Here is a 16,158-nt window from a genome sequence, read left to right as displayed (position 1 = left end):
TCAGTCCTCCTCGTCCGTTTCCGGGGTGAGACCGAAGCTGTGGCCGCGGCGGTATCCGTTGGTGCGGATACAGATGTGCCCCTCCGGCGCGAGCGGCTCCCCGCACAGCGGGCACGGCGCCCGGCCGGCGGCGATGACCCGTTCGGAACGCAGCGAGAAGTCCCTGGCCTGCAACGGGGTGAGGAAGACCCGTACGGCATCGGGGCCGTCCTCGGAGTCGTCGAGAACGACCGACTCGTCGAACTCGGTCTCGGTGGCGGCCAGCAGCTCCACGACGACGGCTCCGGCGTCCGCGTCCCAGCCCAGGCCCATGGTCCCGACCCGGAATTCGGCGTCGATGGGCGTGACGAGCGGGCTCGCGTCATCGAGTTCGGCGCCCTGCGGCGGTACTTCCGTACCGAACCGGCGGTGTACTTCCTCGAGCAGGAGTCCCATCCGATCCGCGAGTACCTGAACCTGCTGCTTCTCCAACAACACGCTGACGACACGTGTCTCGTGAACCGCCTGGAGATAGAACGTCCTGTCGCCGGGCTCACCCACCGTTCCCGCAATGAACCGGTCAGGAGTGCGGAATACGTGAATTGCGCGTGACATTGCACCTCCTTCAGCTGGAGCCGGGCCCTTCTGCGGCGCTGCCCACTCGTTGATCCGTCTGAGACTCTTCCTAGCAGCGTGCCCCGTTCATTATCCGTCAATCGTTACAGGCGAACCTCCCCGCCGGGGACCGACCCCGAAACTTCGGCGGCGGCACCGTCCCCCGACGCCGGTGGAGTGTTGACCGCCGACAGGTCGTGGCCGGTGTCGTTCATCTTGAGCACGTACGGCCGGGTGGAGGTGTAGCGGACGACGCTGATCGACGCGGGTTCGGCGACGATCCGCTGGAAGCCGTCGAGATGGGAGCCAAGCGCATCCGCGAGCACCGCCTTGATCACGTCACCGTGCGAGCATGCCACCCACACCACGTCCCGGCCGTGCCGTTCCGCGAGCCGGGCATCGTGCTCACGAAGGGCTGCGACCGCCCGGGCCTGCACCTGGGCGAGGCCCTCGCCGCCCGGAAACACCGCGGCGGACGCATGTTGCTGGACGACCTTCCACAGCGGCTCCTCGAGTAGGGCCTTCAGTTCACGGCCGGTCCAGTCGCCGTAGTCGACCTCGACGAGCCGGTGTTCGACCACCGGGGTGAGCCCCCGCGCCCGCGCGAGTGGCTGCACCGTCTGCTCACACCGCAACAACGGTGAGTGCACGATTTCCTCGATCACGACGTCCGCGAGCCGGGCGACAACCGCCTCTGCCTGTTCCCGGCCCTGATCGTCGAGTTCGACTCCCGGCGACCGGCCGGCGAGCGTGCGTGCAGTGTTGGAGGTCGACCGCCCATGGCGCAGCAGGACAACAGTCATTGGCCCAGCCTAGTGTCGCGCACCCGCCGGCCGCCCGATCTCAGGTTGCCGACACGACACCGGTTGCCAGGAGTGACAGCACCACGACGCCGAGGATGATCCGGTAGCCGACGAACCAGTACATCGAGTGGTCGACGACGAAGCGGAGCAGCCATGCGATTGAGGCGTACCCGATGGCGAAGGCGATCAGCGTCGCGACGAGCAACTGGGCGCCGCTCGCGTTGAGGCCCTCCCCTGCGGGCTCGAAGGCGTCGGGGAGGCTGAACAGACCCGACGCGACCACGGCCGGAATGGCGAGCAGGAACGAATAGCGCGCCGCGGCTTCTCGGGTCAGTCCGAGGAACAGGCCCGCGCTGATCGTGCCGCCGGACCGCGAGACGCCGGGGATCAACGCGAGTGCCTGGGCCGAACCCATGATGATGCCGTCCTTGGCGCGAAGGTCCTCGACCGGACGGACCTTGCGTCCGTAGTACTCCGCCGCTGCGATGACGAGCGCGAAGACGATCAACATGGTGGCGATCAGCCAGAGATTACGTGCGCCGGTGCGGATCTGATCCTTGAAGAGGAAGCCGAGAATTCCGACCGGAAGGGTGCCGATGATCACGTACCAGCCCATCCGGTAATCGAGGTCACCTCGATGCTCGGGATGCAGCAATCCGCGAAACCACGCGACGACGATCCGGCCGATGTCTCGGGCGAAGTAGATGAGAACGGCCGCCTCGGTGCCGAGCTGGGTGACGGCGGTGAAGGAGGCGCCTGCGTCGTCACCGAAGAAGACCTCGGACACGATCCGCAGATGGCCGGACGAGGAGATGGGCAGAAACTCCGTCAACCCCTGGACGACTCCGAGGACGATCGCCTGGAGCCACGACATCGCCTCCCCCATCACTCACCCGTCCCGAGGTGGAGCACACCGGCCCGCGAGGCCTCGAATCTGCTGTCAGGACGCCAATTTCCCATGTCGCGTTCGTCATTCACCGGCGCCACGGTACCGGGAGGCCCCGGTCGCAGCAGAATCCGGCGTGGCAGGACGGCTAGTTCCGCGCGACACCACTACTCTGCTCCTGTGGTGGCCCGTCCCGGGTGGCAGTCGCCGTCCGGGGAAACAGCACGAGACGCAGGCGGTTATGGAACAGAGATCGGTCGGAGCAAGTGGTCTGCGGGTGTCACGCCTCGGCCTGGGCACACTCACCTGGGGACGCGACACCGACGGCGACGAAGCCGCCGCGCAGATCGCGGCCTTCGTCGATGCCGGCGGCACGCTCGTCGACACCTCGCCCGCCTACGGTGACGGTGCAGCGCAGCGCATTCTGGCGGAACTGCTCGACGACGTGGTGCCCCGAACCGAACTCGTCCTGAGTTCGAGTGCCGGCATCAACCCGCACGGCCCCTTGCGGGTCGACTGCTCGCGCCGAGGCCTGCTCGCTCAACTCGATGCCACCCTCCGCGAACTCGGAACCGACTACCTCGACATGTGGCAGGTCGCCACCTGGGATCCGTTCACCCCGGTCGACGAGGTGGCCGCGACACTGGATTTCGCGGTCTCGAGTGGCCGCGTCCGGTATGTCGGCGCCCGCGGCTACCTCGGGTGGCAGCTGGCTACCGCTGCGGGAGCCTCTCGCGGTACCACCCTCGTCGCCACGCAGGTGGAGTACTCCCTGCTCGCGCGCGGGGTCGAAGAGGAACTCCTCCCCGCCGCCGCACATCACGGGATCGGGGTGTTCGCGGCGGTGCCCCTTGCGGGCGGCGTCCTGACCGGTAAATACCGGAACGGGATTCCCGTCGACTCGCGCGGGGCCGACGACGCGCACTCCCAGGACGTGCAGAACTACCTCACCGACTCCTCGGTCGGTGTCGTCGATGCCGTTGTCACCGCCGCGGACGGGCTCGGGACCTCACCGCTGGCGGTCGCGCTCGCGTGGGCACGGGACCGTCCCGGTGTCGCGAGCGCGGTGGTTGGCGCCCGGGACATCGCCCAGCTGACCGGTGTCCTCGTCGCCGAGGAACTCGAATTGCCGCCCGCCATCTCCGCGGCCCTCGACGACGTCAGCGCCTGAGGGCCCGCGGGGCGCCCTCCGTGCGAATGCCGCGGAAAAGGAGGGCAGGCTAACCTGGTGCTCAACGGTCGACGTCGTAGATCTGCAGGAGAGCTCATGACCACGCTGAACGAGGCCGACGCGGCCGATCGCCGAGCGGTCGGTTTCGCCGAGCGCATCAAGGACGGCACGGACGCCGCTCACCGCGAGACCGAACAGTCCCGGTTCGTCGCAGCGTTACTCGCCGGAGAGTTGACTTCCGACGGCTACGCCGAACTGCTTGCCCAGACCTATCTCGTCTACCGCGAATTGGAAGAGGCCGGACGCACCCACACGGATGATCCGGTGGCCTCACCGTTTCTGTCCGAGAAGCTGATACGCGTGCCGGCCCTGGAAGCGGATTTGGCGTACCTGCGCGGTTCGTCCTGGCGCGACACCGTATCCCCGCTCGCCGCCACCACCCGGTACCTCGAGCGGCTGCGTGAGGTGACGTACGACTGGCCCGCCGGTTTCGTTGCGCACCACTACATTCGGTACATGGGCGATCTGTCCGGTGGTCAGATCATTCGCCGGATGCTCGAACGAGCTTATGGATACACCGAGAACGGCCTGCGGTTCTACATCTTCGAGGAGATCCCGAAACCGAAACTGTTCAAGGATGCGTATCGCGCGAAACTCGACGCCGCCCCGTTGTCCGCGGCCGATCAGCAACGGGTGATCGACGAGGTGAACCTCGCGTATCGACTCAACGGTGACCTGTTCGCCGATCTCGAAGCCGACATCGACAGCTACCTCGCGCGGTGAGGCCCGTGGTCCGCACGTGCACTCCCCGATCAGTTCTCGCAGTACTGGCAGTGGTACTCGTCGCCGCCGTCGGCGCTTCCGCGTGCACATCCGCAAACGGTGACGGTGGGACGGGCCCGCACGGCGCGCACACCGCGGTGCTGGACGATCTCGATCCGCAACCTGTCGCGTCGACGGCCGCACCGGTGCTGCCCACCACGGTCCGCAGCTTCGACGGCGTGGACGTCACGATCGACGACGTGAGCCGCATCGTGACCGCCGACCGCTACGGCACTCTGACGGAGACGGTCTTCGCTCTCGGGCTCGGCGACAACGTGGTCGGCCGCGACATCGCAGCCGAGTTCCCCGCCGCCGCCGATGTGCCGGTGGTGACGCCGGGCGGCCAGTCACTCAGCGCCGAGGCAATACTCGACCTTGCACCGACGGTCATTCTCACCGACACCAGCATCGGACCGAAAGGCGTTCAGGATCAATTGCGCGCGGCGGGCGTTCCGGTGGTCTACTTCGACCCGACGCGCACCCTCGCCGGCGTGTCCCCGCAGATCATCGCGGTGGCGAACGCGCTCGGTGTGCCCGAGCGCGGAGCCGAACTCGCTGCCCGCACCGACGACGAGATCGCAGCGGCCCGCAGCCGGGCGCCCGACGGTGAGAATCCCTTGAAGATCGCCTTCCTCTATCTGCGCGGCACCGCGATCACCATGATCGGCGGGCGGGGATCCGGGGCCGACTCGTTGATCGAGGCCCTCGGAGCCGTCGACGCAGGCACCGCCTCCGGAATCACCCAGCAGTTCGCGCCCATCACCAGCGAGGCCCTCATCGCCGCAGCCCCCGATGTGATCCTGATGATGACGGGTGGCCTCGAATCGATCGGGGGGATCGGCGGACTCGCGAAGATTCCCGGTGTCGCGCAGACCCCGGCAGGAAAGAACCAGCGTGTCGTCGACATGCAGGACGGGGTGCTTCTCAGCTTCGGACCCAACACCGGTCGTGTGCTGGACGCCTTGGCAGACGCCGTCTATCAGCCGGCCGATCGATGAGCCTCGGCACCGTCACACCAGCTCAGGCTTCTTCTCGAACACGCACCGGCATCGTTCTGGCCGGGTTGCTGATCGCGCTCGCGGTCGCCGCAGTGTTCTCCGCATGCATCGGCCAGGTGCCCACCGGACCGGGCGAGGTGCTCGGCAGCATCGCGCACCGCGTAGGACTCGACCTGGGGCCCCTCCCCGCACATCCCAGCGGTGAGGTCACGCTGTGGGAGGTCCGCTTCCCCCGGGTCGTCCTCGCGATCCTCGTCGGCGCGGCCCTCGGCTGCGCCGGTGCTCTCTTGCAGGGCGTCTTCGCCAACCCTCTGGCCGAGCCGGGCGTCATCGGGGTCTCCGCCGGGGCAGCCGTCGGTGCCAGTGCCGCCATCGTCGTCGGCGGGGCGTTCGCGGCCGGGTGGACCGTGGCCGCGTCCGCGTTCATCGCCGGACTCATCACGACCGTCGCCGTGTACGTCCTCGCCCGCCACGACGGCCGCACCGAGGTGGTCACCCTCGTACTCACCGGCGTCGCGGTCAATGCCTTCGCGGGCGGACTGATCGCCTTCTTCACCTTCATTGCCTCGCCGGCCGCCCGTGACCAGATCGTGTTCTGGCAACTGGGAAGCCTCAACGGCGCCACGTGGAGCGCTGTCGCGGTAGTGGCGCCGATGACCGTCGCCGGTATCGCCGCGACCATGGTGATCGCGGCAAAACTCGACCTACTCTCGCTCGGTGAGAGCGCAGCGCGACATCTGGGACTCGACGTCGAGCGTTTGCGCCTGATCGCCGTCCTCATCGTCGCGCTGCTGGTGTCGTCGAGCGTGGCCTTCACCGGGATCATTCTGTTCGTCGGCCTCGTGGTACCCCACCTCATGCGTATCGCCGTCGGACCGGGGCACCGAGTGCTCATTCCGGCCAGCGCGTTGTGCGGGTCGCTGGTGCTCCTCCTCGCCGACCTGGGCGCCCGGTCCCTGGTGGCCAACGCGGACCTTCCCCTCGGCATGCTGACGGCTCTGGTCGGTGGACCGTTCTTCTTCTGGCTGCTCCGCCGTACCCGAGCCCGCCAGGGCGGTTGGGCATGAGCCCCAGCCGTCTGCGGACGAGAATCCGGGAAGCTCTCGCGCAGAATTTCCTCCGCCGGACCGATCCGGTTCCGCCGGCACCCCGCCCAGGTGCGGTAACGCTGCGCGCGGTCGACATCGACGTCCACCGCGGGGGACGACCCGTGCTGGACAAGGTGTCGGTGGACGTGCGCGTCGGGGAGGTTCTCGTCCTCGTCGGACCCAACGGCGCCGGCAAATCCACCCTCCTCGCGGCGCTGTCGGGCGATCAGAACGTGCAGTCGGGCACCGTCCACCTCGACGACCGGGACGTCGACACGTGGACGCCCCTCGAGATGGCCCAGCGCCGCGCCGTACTCCCCCAGCAGAACACGGTGGGCTTCTCGTTCACCGCACGCCAGGTCATCACGATGGGCCGGTCCCCGTGGGCCAGAACGTCCCGGTCGGACGAGGACGTCACCGCAGTCGCCGAGGCGATGAGAATTTGCGATGTCGAGCCCTTCGCCGATCGACCTTTCACCGCTCTCTCCGGCGGTGAGCGTGCTCGCGTCGCGCTGGCACGAGTGCTCGCTCAGCGCACCGAGACGATTCTGCTCGACGAACCGACCGCAGCGCTCGACCTCGGTCACCAGGAGACAGTGATGCGGCTTGCGCGCGACCGTGCCCGCGCCGGCACAGCTGTGGTGGTGGTGCTGCACGACCTTGCTCTCGCCGCCGCCTATGCAGACCGGATCTTCGTGCTCGAGAACGGCCGCGTCGCCGCCGACGGCCCACCCCGGGAAGTGCTGGCCCCGGAGCTCCTCACCCGCGTCTACGGCCATCCCGTGGAGGTCATCGCGCACCCGGAAACCGGGACACCCCTTGTGCTACCTCGACGTGACCGACGCTGAGGCCGTACGGGTGTCAGAGTCCGTCGATGACGGCGCCGAGGCGGCTCAGTACAGCGCGGACCGTTCTGCCGTCTTCCTGTCCGACGACAACCGAATCGGGGGCGGCGACCGCATCCCGCACCACCGCGACGATGGAGCGTTCGTCGGTCAGATCGATCTCGCGAATCGAGCGACGAGCCGTCGCGATGATGTCGTCCGGTGCCGGCACATCCGTCTCGACGTCCGCCCGGTACACCTCGACGAACAGGGTGCTCTTCCGTACCCGGAAGGCATAGGAGTTCCCCTCTGCCGTGCGACCGAAGCCGTGCGCGTGCGGGCCGACCGAGACGTCTTCGACGGTGAACGTCGGTGTTTCGGGTAGTTCCACGGTGTTCTCCTCGATGACCTCGTCCGGTTGTCGGGAACAACCGCACGTGGGGTCGATAGCCCCTACGGTATCGCCTCGCGACGCGCTGGGCACCGACCGCTTCGCCCGGTGTTTCGCGAATCAGGGATGCTTGGTGGACAGTTGTGCAGGTACGGATAGAAGAGAAACCCGAGGAGCAGCGCATGGGCAGACCTGGAGCGCGCGTCGTCGCGTCGTGCGTCGGAGCGGCATTTTTGCTGGTCACGGGCTGTTCTTCGAGCAACGACGAGGATCAGGCAGTCACTATCGCGCCGGCCAGTGCAGCTCAGTCACCCGCACAGGCCACAACGCCTGCCGGTGTCGTCCATCCGATCGGGCAACCTATCGAGTCGGTCACAATCGACCCCGACACGCGTACCACCGTCGTCCTGGTCGGCGACCGGAGGGAAGTTCTTCTGTTCGCCGGCGGCGACCTCGGCGCCGCACCGCGTTCGATTCGGTTGAACGAGCCCGTGACCCAGGTGTCCCTCGCCCCCGGCGGAACTGCACTGCTCGCCATGAATGGCCAGGTGGGACGGCTGGACCTTCGATCCGCCGAGCTCGACTCCGTCCCTGCGGACGGGGACGTCCGGTCGGTGGCGCAACTGCCCGACGGACGGCTGGCCGTAGGACTCGGCAATGGCGAAATTCACATCGCCGGCAGCGAGGGCGCCGAGTCACAAGTGATCGACGGACTGACCTCGGTAGATGCGCTGGCCGTGGTCGGCGAGTCGCTCACCGCACTCGACCGCGGTCAAACTTCCGTCACGGAAGTCGACATTCCGAAGTCCTCCCTCGGTGCCGCTCTCCGCGCCGGTGAAGGTGCGACTCAACTCACCACCGATCACTTCGGTCGCATTCTGGTGACCGATACGGCCGGGGACGAGTTGCTGGCGTATACGACGGACACTTTGATGCTGCGCCAGCGGTTTCCGGCGGGAGATGCGCCATACGGCGTTGCTTACGACGACGAGGCCAACCGGGCGTGGGTCACGTCGACCGGTACGAACGAGGTGGTCGCTTATGACCTCGCCAGCGGGGTCGGGGTGGAAACCGCACGCTATCCCACGGTCCGCCAGCCCAACTCGATCGCGGTGGACACCGTCAGCGGTGATCTACTCATCGGTTCCGGCACGGGTGACGGGTTGCAGCAGATACCGACGAGGAGCTCATAGATGTCGTCGCATTCACGCCGTCTCCCCTCCGGCTGGGAAATCGAGTCCGAAGACTTCGAGTACGTGCCGCTGCGGTTGCCACCGGACGTCACCCGCGTCAGTGCGTCGATGAGACTCGCCATACAGGCGGAGTTCGGTGGCTGGGAGCTCTCGCGCGTGCGGCTGTACTCCGACGGCAGCCGGCGCGTGCTGCTCAAACGACGAAAGACCACCCACCATGTTCCCGACCCGGCTATCTAGGGAGATCCCGTTGTATCACCTGCTCCTGCGGCTGATGTTCCTCGTTCCCCCGGAGCGCATTCATCATCTGGCCTTCACGGCGATGCGCCTCGCGACAGGCGTCACCCCGCTGCGCCAGCTGGTCGGCAAGGTCCTCGTGGTCAACGATCCGGTGCTGAAGAACACCGTGTTCGGACTGGACTTCCCCGCCCCGCTGGGACTGGCCGCCGGCTTCGACAAAGACGCCACCGGTGTGGACGCGTGGGGTCCCCTCGGATTCGGTTTCGCCGAGGTGGGAACCGTGACGGCGCAGGCTCAGCCTGGCAACCCAGCTCCCCGCTTGTTCCGGCTGCCCGCCGACCGCGCCCTGATCAACCGAATGGGGTTCAACAACCACGGCGCAGGCAATGCCGCGAACCATCTCCGGCAGCGACGCGCGAGTGTTCCGATCGGTGCGAACATCGGCAAGACCAAGATCGTCGACGCGGCTGAAGCGCCCGCCGACTACACAGCAAGTGCGCGGCTTCTCGGGCCCCTTGCCGATTTCTTGGTAGTCAACGTCAGTTCACCCAACACACCGGGACTACGCGACCTGCAAGCTGTCGAGTCGCTGCGGCCGTTGCTTCGCGCAGTTCAGGAGACCGTCAGCGTTCCCGTCCTGGTGAAGATCGCCCCCGACCTGTCGGACGACGACGTCGACGCCGTCGCTGATCTCGCGGTCGAGTTGGGCTTGGCCGGGATCGTCGCCACCAACACCACCATCCGGCGCGACGGCCTGCGGACCCCGAAAGCCGAGGTCACCGCGATCGGGGCGGGCGGGCTGTCGGGCGCACCGGTCGCGGAACGGTCCCTCGAAGTGCTGCGCCGCTTGCACGCGCGCGTCGGCGATCGGCTGGTGCTGATCTCGGTGGGCGGGATCGAGACCACGGAGCAGGCCTGGGAACGCATCCTGGCCGGGGCCTCGCTGGTCCAGGGGTATACGGGTTTCATCTACGGCGGACCGTTCTGGGCGCGCCGTATCCACAAGGGGCTGGCGCGCAAGGTCCGCGACGCCGGCTTCGACAGCATCGCGGACGCGGTGGGCGCGGGAGTAGTCCGCTGACACGGGTGCCTCGACGACCGGTGGCCGGCGACCCTGGAGAGAAGTCGCCGGCCACCGATTTCCGACCTGCTGCTGTCTGACCTACTGCTCGTAGGTGCCGGTGATCCTCGCCCGGGCGATGGCGTGCGAGAACAGGTTGAATCCCAGAAATGCCGGAGTGGAATCCTCGCTCACGCCGTCGAGGGTGTCGACGTCCAGAGCATGGACAGCGACGATGTAGCGGTGCGGGCCGTGACCCTCGGGCGGGGCGGCCCCGATGAAGCGGCGCTGCCCGGCGTCGTTCCGCAGCTGGATCGCGCCATTCGGGAGCCCGGTACCGTCGTCGTCACCGGCACCGTTCACCAAAGACGTGCAGTCCGCCGGGATGTTCGCCACTACCCAGTGCCAGAAACCCGAGGCGGTCGGCGCATCCGGGTCGAACACGGTGACCGCGAAACTCTTCGTCTCGGGCGGAAATCCCGACCACGACAGCTGTGGCGAGTTGTCGAAGCCGCCGGCTCCCATGATTCCACTGACCTGATCCTTCTTCAGCGGCTGCCCGTCGGTGACGTCGGCGGAGGTCAGCTCGAAACTCGGCAGGTCGGGAAGTGCTTCGTACGGGTCGTAGGACATGCGGTTCCTCTCTTGTCGCGAATGGGCGATGGATCAGCTGTGGAGCAGAAAGTGCTCCAGCACACGCGTTCCGAACAGTAGTGCGTCTACCGGTACCCGTTCGTCGACGCCGTGGAACAGGGCACTGAAGTCGAGGTCGGGGGGCAGCTGCAGCGGTGCGAAGCCGAAACATCGGATACCCAGCTTGGCGAATGCCTTGGCGTCCGTGCCGCCGGACAGCATGTACGGCACGGTCCGCGCACCGGGATCGTGCGCGAGGATCGCCTCGTTCATGGCGTCCACCAGGTGACCGTCGAACGTCGTCTCGTAGGAGTCGAGGTTGGTGATCCACTCCCGCTGCACGTCGGGCCCGATCAGCTCGTCGACGGTGGCCTCGAACTCGGCCTGCCGACCGGGCAGGATGCGGCAATCGACCACGGCCTCCGCGGTCTGCGGGATGACGTTGGCCTTGTAGCCGGCGGACAGCATGGTGGGGTTCGCGGTGTCCCGCAGCGTGGCGCCGATGATATTGGCGATACTGCCCAGTTTCGCCAGGGTGCCGTCGAGGTCGGGCGACGTCGCATCGAAATCGAGGCCCGTTTCCTCGCCTGCAGCGGCGAGGAATTCGGCGACCGAATCGGAAATGACCAGCGGAAAGGTGTGCGCACCCAGGCGGGCGACTGCCTGCGCGAGAATGGTGACGGCATTGTCGGTGTGCAGGAACGAGCCGTGCCCGGCCCTGCCCTTGGCCGTCAGACGCATCCAGCCGAGACCCTTTTCCGCGGTCTCGACCAGATACAGCCGTCGCTCGGTGCCGTCCGGGCGCGGAACGGTGAGCGAGAACCCACCGACCTCGCCGACGGCTTCGGTGACACCTTCGAACAGGTCGGGACGATTCTGTACGAGCCACTGGCAGCCATATTTGCCCCCGGCCTCCTCGTCGGCGACGAACGCGAACACGAGATCCCTCGGCGGAACGATTCCCTCGGCCTTGAACTGGCGGGCCACCGCCAGGATCATGCCGACCATATCTTTCATGTCGACGGCGCCGCGGCCCCACACGTAGCCGTCCTCGACGGCGCCGGCGAACGGGTGGACGCGCCAATCGGCGGGCTCGGCGGGCACGACGTCGAGGTGACCGTGCAACATCAGCGCACCACGGGTGGGGTCCGACCCCTTCAGCCTTGCGAAGACGTTCCCGCGTCCCGGCGCCCCCGATTCGACGTATTCCGTCTCGTATCCCACTTCCTGGAGCTGAGCGGCGACCCACTCCGCGCACTCACGCTCACCCTTGGTCGTGGCGAGTTCCCCGGTGTTGGACGTGTCGAAGCGGATCAATGAGCTGACGAGCTCGACGACCTCGGCTTCGGCGCGACCCCGGCCTGGCGTTTCCTGTGTAGTCGGCACTTCACTTTCCTACCACCGCGCCACCGGAAACGCTCAGGTGAAAGGGGCGATTTGGGCCGTGGCGCTTCATCGGATAGTCTTTCCCAGCGCCCAGGAAAAGGGTGCGAGTCCGAGTGGCGGAATGGCAGACGCGCTAGCTTGAGGTGCTAGTGTCCTATTAACGGACGTGGGGGTTCAAGTCCCCCCTCGGACACTCTGAGTTGAGACAGACGAAAAGGCCCCGGTTCATCGAACCGGGGCCTTCTTCGTGAGAGGGCGAAGTTCGATGGGTGAAACAGCGACGGCAATCGATCCGGCAGATCTGGAGATCTGTTTGCGGGTTCTCGATCAGGCCGCAAGTCTGGACGAATCCGACCCTGATTCGGTCACCGTGCAGCGCGCCGTGGGCCATCTCTTCAAGAAGCTGAAGAAGCGGCGCAGACTCGCAGCCCGGGATGCCGTCGCCGAGGCGGACCGCCGGGTGGTCGCCGCCACGGCGACCGGGTCGCCTGATCGGATCGACGACGAGACCGCCGGCATTCCGCTCACGTCGAACGCCGAGGGCGCCACCGCGGGCACGCTGATCCGTCCCCGCCCCTGTTACATCTGCAAACAGCGGTACACGCGGGTCGACGCGTTCTATCACCAACTGTGCCCCGACTGCGCCGGGAAGAGCCGCGCGAAGAGGGACGCACGCACCGACCTCACGGGACGCCGGGCGCTCCTCACCGGTGGTCGCGCCAAGATCGGGATGTACATTGCGCTGCGCTTGCTCCGCGACGGCGCGCACACCACGATCACCACACGGTTCCCCAACGACGCGATCCGACGGTTCAAGGCGATGGAGGACAGCGCCGACTGGATCCACCGTCTGCGGGTGGTGGGTATCGACCTCCGCGATCCCGCGCAGGTGGTCGCTCTCGCCGATTCCGTTGCCGCCCAGGGCCCCCTCGACATTCTCATCAACAACGCCGCCCAGACGGTGCGGCGCTCCCCCGGCGCCTACAGCGCGCTGGCGGACGCGGAATCAGGCGCCCTGCCCGCCGGTGTTCTTCCCGACGTCCTGACCTTCGGAAAGACCAGCGACGCGCACCCGGCGGCTTTGGCCGGCTCCCTGTCCGACGTGTCGGCCATGGCCGGTGCGGCGATGGCACCGGAATCCGTCAGCTCCCTCGCACTCCTGGCCAAGTCCGCCTCCCCCGATCGGATCGCGCAGGGTCTCGCCATCGACGCAGGGGGTCTCCTGCCCGATCTCGCGCACACGAACAGCTGGGTCCAGACCGTCGAGGAGGTCGATCCGATCGAGCTACTCGAAGTGCAATTGTGCAATTCGGTAGCGCCGTTCATCCTGGTATCCCGGCTGCGACCCGCAATGGCGGCGGCCGCCGCCCGGCGCAAGTACGTGGTGAACGTCTCGGCGATGGAAGGTCAATTCAGCCGGGCATACAAAGGACCAGGGCATCCGCACACCAATATGGCGAAGGCAGCGCTGAACATGCTGACGCGGACCAGTTCCAAGGAAATGCTCGACGACGGCATCCTCATGACGGCGGTCGACACCGGCTGGATCACCGACGAGCGACCGCACTACACGAAGATGCGGCTGGCCGACGAGGGTTTCCACGCCCCCCTGGACCTCGTCGACGGCGCGGCGCGGGTGTACGACCCGATCGTGCAGGGTGAGCAGGGCGTCGACCTGCACGGCTGCTTCCTGAAGGATTACGAACCCTCCCCCTGGTGACCGAGCACCCCATCCGGCGCGCCAGAGAGCATCGACACAGCCGAAGGACACTGGTACACGGGGATAATGGGGTTCGAAACGAATCCTGAACTGGAGGCACCACACATGGCGATCGCCGTTGTCCACCGAGACAGCCCCGAGGGCCGGGCGGCGATCGTCCACGCCGCCCGTGAGGCCGTGCATCGACACGAACAGCTCGTGGTTCTCTCCGTCGTCGACGAGGTTGCGGATGCGGACGCCGAATCGGATCGTTCCGCTCTGTGCGCCGAAGTCCAGGCCACGCTCGAGGGCAACGGTGTCGGCGAGGCCTCGTGGGAGTTGCGCACCGAGGCGGGCGACGGCGACCACGTCAGTGCGCTGCACACCTTGGTGGACCGTAGTGGGGCCGACCTCCTCGTAGTAGGTACCCGACGCATGTCACCGATCGGCAAGTTCCTTCTCGAACGCTGGCTGCAACGGCTCCTCCTCGAGGTCGACATCCCGGTTCTCGTCGTCAAGGAAGAACTGCACGGTTCCGCTTGAGCGCTCTTCCGGCGGCCGGGCCGACGCCGCGCCTAGGATGACAGGGCGGGTCCCGGAACCAGGAGTACACCGATGGGGAGTGCAGCTTTCTACAGGGTGGTTGCCGACGCGACGGTCGTCGCGCACCTGGCCTTCATCCTGTATGTCGCCGCCGGAGGCTTCCTCGCCTGGCGGCTGCCGCGCACGATCGGCCTCCACATCGCGGCCGTCGCCTGGGGTTTCACCGGACTCCTCGTAGGTATCGACTGCCCACTGACTCATCTCGAGAGCTGGGCCCGGGTGCAGGTCGGACAGGCTCCACTGCCGTCCTCCGGGTTCATCGACCACTACTTGACCGGAGTTCTGTACCCCGAGTCGGCTGCCGGTGCGATCCAGATATCGGTCGCTCTCGGTGTCGTCCTCTCCTGGGCCGGGTACGGGATTCTCCGTGTCCGGACCCGCAGCACATTCGCGCACACCCCTTCGGGTCACGTCGGTTCGTAGCCCCCGGAGTGGCTGGACGAGCTTGTAGTGTCGAGCCATGACAGACAGCGCACGTGAACTGGATCTGGTCGTCTACGGGGCTTCCGGCTTCGTCGGCAAACTTCTCGCCGACTATCTCGCCCGCACAGCGCCCGAAGATGTGCGAATCGGCCTTGCCGGACGCTCGCAGGCCAAGCTCGAATCGGTGCGATCGTCGCTCGGCCCCCGCGCGGCACAGTGGCCGATCATCGTCGCGAACTCGGACGATCAGGCGTCGCTCGCCGCCTTGGCCTCCGGCACCAGAGTGGTCGCGACGACGGTGGGTCCCTACGCCAAGTACGGGCACGGCCTCGTCGCGGCATGCGCCGAGGCCGGCACCGACTACGTCGACCTCACGGGTGAGGTGCTGTTCGCCCGCGACAGCATCGACGCCAACCACGACAAAGCCCGTGGGACCGGCGCACGAATCGTGCACTCCTGCGGTTTCGACTCCATTCCGTCCGACATCGGAGTGCATGTACTTCACGAAGCCGTGCAGGCCGACGGGGCCGGCGAACTCACCGACACCACCTTGGTCGTCACCTCGCTCCGAGGGGGTGTGAGTGGAGGGACCATCGACTCCCTTCGAACACAGGTCGACGTGTCGAAGAAGGATTCGGCGCTGCGCCGGCTTGCGGCGTCGCCCTATTCGCTCAGCCCGGACCGGTCTCAGGAACCCGATCTCGGGAAACAGTCCGATGTCAGCGTGGTCAACGGTAAGGACATCGCCCCCGAACTCGCGGGCTGGAAAGCGCCGTTCGTGATGGCGTCCTACAACACCCGCGTGGTACGCCGCAGCAACGCCCTCCGGAAATGGGCGTATGGACGCGAATTCAAGTATCGCGAGGTCATGAGCGTCGGCAAGTCTCCGGTCTCGCCTCTCATCGCCGGTGGCGTCGCCGTCGGTCTGGGCGGCTTGGTACTCGGCCTCAGCGTCCCGCCCACCCGCTACCTCCTCGACCGGGTTCTTCCCGCACCCGGCGAAGGTCCGAGCGAGGATGCGCAACGCAAGGGCCACTTCACGATCGACATCTATACGACCACCACGACGGGTGCCCGGTACACCGCTCGGGTGAAGGCCCAAGGCGATCCGGGGTACCGCGCCACCGCGGTCATGCTGGGTGAATCCGCGCTCGGCCTGGTTCTCGGCGGCAATGCGCTCCCCGACGCGGCGGGTGTCCTCACTCCGGCGACGGCGCTCGGTGACGTCCTGGTCACCCGCCTCCGCGACGCGGGTCTGGAAATCTCCGCACGCAAGTTGTAACGGGCTGGGCGGGTCGACGTGACAGGCGTCGAGCCGCCCCGCTAATCTCGAACGACGTGCGC

At 67.1% G+C, this 16,158-nt stretch carries 18 protein-coding genes and 1 tRNA gene; 13 read left to right on the top strand and 6 right to left on the bottom strand.

The features are described 5' to 3' along the window. The 3 genes from CBI38_RS13520 to CBI38_RS13510 form a co-directional block, all read right to left on the bottom strand. Positions 1 to 594 (bottom strand): DUF3090 domain-containing protein, encoded by a 594-nt coding sequence (locus CBI38_RS13520; protein ID WP_109329527.1) that lies wholly within the window; start codon positions 592 to 594, stop codon positions 1 to 3. Positions 595 to 698: 104 nt separating this feature from the next. Beyond that, positions 699 to 1,397 carry a histidine phosphatase family protein gene (locus tag CBI38_RS13515; protein ID WP_109329525.1) on the bottom strand — a complete coding sequence of 233 codons (699 nt, stop codon included), beginning with the start codon at positions 1,395 to 1,397 and terminating at the stop codon, positions 699 to 701. Positions 1,398 to 1,437: 40 nt separating this feature from the next. Then, positions 1,438 to 2,283 carry an undecaprenyl-diphosphate phosphatase gene (locus tag CBI38_RS13510; RefSeq protein ID WP_109329523.1) on the bottom strand — a complete coding sequence of 282 codons (846 nt, stop codon included), beginning with the start codon at positions 2,281 to 2,283 and terminating at the stop codon, positions 1,438 to 1,440. Positions 2,284 to 2,524: 241 nt separating this feature from the next. Here CBI38_RS13510 and CBI38_RS13505 point away from each other — a divergent pair, with 241 nt between their 5' ends. The 5 genes from CBI38_RS13505 (at position 2,525) to CBI38_RS13485 (ending at position 7,210) form a co-directional block, all read left to right on the top strand. Then, on the top strand, positions 2,525 to 3,454 hold the full coding sequence (locus CBI38_RS13505) for an aldo/keto reductase (RefSeq protein WP_109329521.1): 930 nt from the start codon (positions 2,525 to 2,527) through the stop codon (positions 3,452 to 3,454). 96 nt (positions 3,455 to 3,550) lie between these two features. Further along, positions 3,551 to 4,237, top strand: a complete 687-nt coding sequence (locus CBI38_RS13500) for a biliverdin-producing heme oxygenase (protein WP_109329519.1) — start codon at positions 3,551 to 3,553, stop codon at positions 4,235 to 4,237. Further along, a complete protein-coding gene (locus CBI38_RS13495) occupies positions 4,234 to 5,274 on the top strand; it encodes a heme/hemin ABC transporter substrate-binding protein (RefSeq protein ID WP_109329517.1) in 1,041 nt (346 codons plus the stop codon). The genes CBI38_RS13500 and CBI38_RS13495 overlap by 4 nt, the downstream gene beginning before the upstream one ends. Then, on the top strand, positions 5,271 to 6,341 hold the full coding sequence (locus tag CBI38_RS13490) for a FecCD family ABC transporter permease (protein WP_109329515.1): 1,071 nt from the start codon (positions 5,271 to 5,273) through the stop codon (positions 6,339 to 6,341). The genes CBI38_RS13495 and CBI38_RS13490 overlap by 4 nt, the downstream gene beginning before the upstream one ends. Next, positions 6,338 to 7,210 (top strand): heme ABC transporter ATP-binding protein, encoded by an 873-nt coding sequence (locus CBI38_RS13485; RefSeq protein ID WP_109329513.1) that lies wholly within the window; start codon positions 6,338 to 6,340, stop codon positions 7,208 to 7,210. Before CBI38_RS13490 ends, CBI38_RS13485 begins: the two co-directional genes overlap by 4 nt. A gap of 13 nt (positions 7,211 to 7,223) precedes the next feature. Here CBI38_RS13485 and CBI38_RS13480 read toward each other — a convergent pair whose 3' ends face one another. Beyond that, the gene (locus CBI38_RS13480; RefSeq protein WP_109329511.1) at positions 7,224 to 7,577 is read right to left on the bottom strand and encodes a hypothetical protein; all 354 of its coding nucleotides are present in this window, start codon (positions 7,575 to 7,577) and stop codon (positions 7,224 to 7,226) included. A gap of 182 nt (positions 7,578 to 7,759) precedes the next feature. On the opposite strand from CBI38_RS13480, the gene CBI38_RS13475 reads away from it, so the two are divergent. The 3 genes from CBI38_RS13475 to CBI38_RS13465 are packed head-to-tail and all read left to right on the top strand — an operon-like array spanning position 7,760 to position 10,091. After that, positions 7,760 to 8,770: a YncE family protein gene (locus CBI38_RS13475; protein ID WP_109329509.1), complete on the top strand. Its 1,011-nt coding sequence runs from the start codon at positions 7,760 to 7,762 to the stop codon at positions 8,768 to 8,770. Continuing rightward, complete coding sequence (locus CBI38_RS13470; protein WP_109329507.1) at positions 8,771 to 9,010, top strand: DUF5703 family protein; 240 nt, start codon at positions 8,771 to 8,773, stop codon at positions 9,008 to 9,010. It abuts the gene before it with no gap. 10 nt (positions 9,011 to 9,020) lie between these two features. Beyond that, a complete protein-coding gene (locus CBI38_RS13465) occupies positions 9,021 to 10,091 on the top strand; it encodes a quinone-dependent dihydroorotate dehydrogenase (protein ID WP_109329505.1) in 1,071 nt (356 codons plus the stop codon). An 81-nt stretch (positions 10,092 to 10,172) separates the two neighbouring features. Here the strand turns inward: CBI38_RS13465 and CBI38_RS13460 are convergent, their stop codons facing one another. Then, positions 10,173 to 10,703 carry a YbhB/YbcL family Raf kinase inhibitor-like protein gene (locus CBI38_RS13460; protein WP_109329503.1) on the bottom strand — a complete coding sequence of 177 codons (531 nt, stop codon included), beginning with the start codon at positions 10,701 to 10,703 and terminating at the stop codon, positions 10,173 to 10,175. A gap of 33 nt (positions 10,704 to 10,736) precedes the next feature. Continuing rightward, the gene (locus tag CBI38_RS13455; protein WP_109329501.1) at positions 10,737 to 12,089 is read right to left on the bottom strand and encodes a M20/M25/M40 family metallo-hydrolase; all 1,353 of its coding nucleotides are present in this window, start codon (positions 12,087 to 12,089) and stop codon (positions 10,737 to 10,739) included. A gap of 107 nt (positions 12,090 to 12,196) precedes the next feature. Here CBI38_RS13455 and CBI38_RS13450 point away from each other — a divergent pair. From CBI38_RS13450 to CBI38_RS13430, 5 genes are all read left to right on the top strand, one after another. Beyond that, positions 12,197 to 12,282, top strand: a tRNA-Leu gene (locus CBI38_RS13450). Positions 12,283 to 12,354: 72 nt separating this feature from the next. Continuing rightward, on the top strand, positions 12,355 to 13,809 hold the full coding sequence (locus tag CBI38_RS13445; protein ID WP_109329499.1) for an SDR family NAD(P)-dependent oxidoreductase: 1,455 nt from the start codon (positions 12,355 to 12,357) through the stop codon (positions 13,807 to 13,809). 105 nt (positions 13,810 to 13,914) lie between these two features. Next, positions 13,915 to 14,331 (top strand): universal stress protein, encoded by a 417-nt coding sequence (locus CBI38_RS13440; protein ID WP_109335062.1) that lies wholly within the window; start codon positions 13,915 to 13,917, stop codon positions 14,329 to 14,331. 72 nt (positions 14,332 to 14,403) lie between these two features. Then, positions 14,404 to 14,814: a DUF2784 domain-containing protein gene (locus tag CBI38_RS13435; protein WP_109329497.1), complete on the top strand. Its 411-nt coding sequence runs from the start codon at positions 14,404 to 14,406 to the stop codon at positions 14,812 to 14,814. A 37-nt stretch (positions 14,815 to 14,851) separates the two neighbouring features. Beyond that, positions 14,852 to 16,096, top strand: coding sequence for a saccharopine dehydrogenase family protein (locus tag CBI38_RS13430; protein WP_109329495.1), 1,245 nt, complete (start codon positions 14,852 to 14,854; stop codon positions 16,094 to 16,096). The last annotated feature ends 62 nt before the right edge of the window (positions 16,097 to 16,158 follow it).

The sequence above is a fragment of the Rhodococcus oxybenzonivorans genome, from assembly GCF_003130705.1.
GTDB classification, from domain to species: Bacteria; Actinomycetota; Actinomycetes; order Mycobacteriales; family Mycobacteriaceae; genus Rhodococcus_F; species Rhodococcus_F oxybenzonivorans.
This window is presented reverse-complemented; position numbering and strand designations above follow the sequence as displayed.

Bases quoted from the DNA above. Each gene is read 5' to 3' on its own strand.
- CBI38_RS13520 (WP_109329527.1), bottom strand. From the start codon at position 594: ATGTCACGCGCAATTCACGTATTCCGCACTCCTGACCGGTTCATTGCG.
- CBI38_RS13515 (WP_109329525.1), bottom strand. From the start codon at position 1,397: ATGACTGTTGTCCTGCTGCGCCATGGGCGGTCGACCTCCAACACTGCA.
- CBI38_RS13510 (WP_109329523.1), bottom strand. From the start codon at position 2,283: ATGGGGGAGGCGATGTCGTGGCTCCAGGCGATCGTCCTCGGAGTCGTC.
- CBI38_RS13505 (WP_109329521.1), top strand. From the start codon at position 2,525: ATGGAACAGAGATCGGTCGGAGCAAGTGGTCTGCGGGTGTCACGCCTC.
- CBI38_RS13500 (WP_109329519.1), top strand. From the start codon at position 3,551: ATGACCACGCTGAACGAGGCCGACGCGGCCGATCGCCGAGCGGTCGGT.
- CBI38_RS13490 (WP_109329515.1), top strand. From the start codon at position 5,271: ATGAGCCTCGGCACCGTCACACCAGCTCAGGCTTCTTCTCGAACACGC.
- CBI38_RS13485 (WP_109329513.1), top strand. From the start codon at position 6,338: ATGAGCCCCAGCCGTCTGCGGACGAGAATCCGGGAAGCTCTCGCGCAG.
- CBI38_RS13475 (WP_109329509.1), top strand. From the start codon at position 7,760: ATGGGCAGACCTGGAGCGCGCGTCGTCGCGTCGTGCGTCGGAGCGGCA.
- CBI38_RS13470 (WP_109329507.1), top strand. From the start codon at position 8,771: ATGTCGTCGCATTCACGCCGTCTCCCCTCCGGCTGGGAAATCGAGTCC.
- CBI38_RS13460 (WP_109329503.1), bottom strand. From the start codon at position 10,703: ATGTCCTACGACCCGTACGAAGCACTTCCCGACCTGCCGAGTTTCGAG.
- CBI38_RS13445 (WP_109329499.1), top strand. From the start codon at position 12,355: ATGGGTGAAACAGCGACGGCAATCGATCCGGCAGATCTGGAGATCTGT.
- CBI38_RS13440 (WP_109335062.1), top strand. From the start codon at position 13,915: ATGGCGATCGCCGTTGTCCACCGAGACAGCCCCGAGGGCCGGGCGGCG.
- CBI38_RS13435 (WP_109329497.1), top strand. From the start codon at position 14,404: ATGGGGAGTGCAGCTTTCTACAGGGTGGTTGCCGACGCGACGGTCGTC.
- CBI38_RS13430 (WP_109329495.1), top strand. From the start codon at position 14,852: ATGACAGACAGCGCACGTGAACTGGATCTGGTCGTCTACGGGGCTTCC.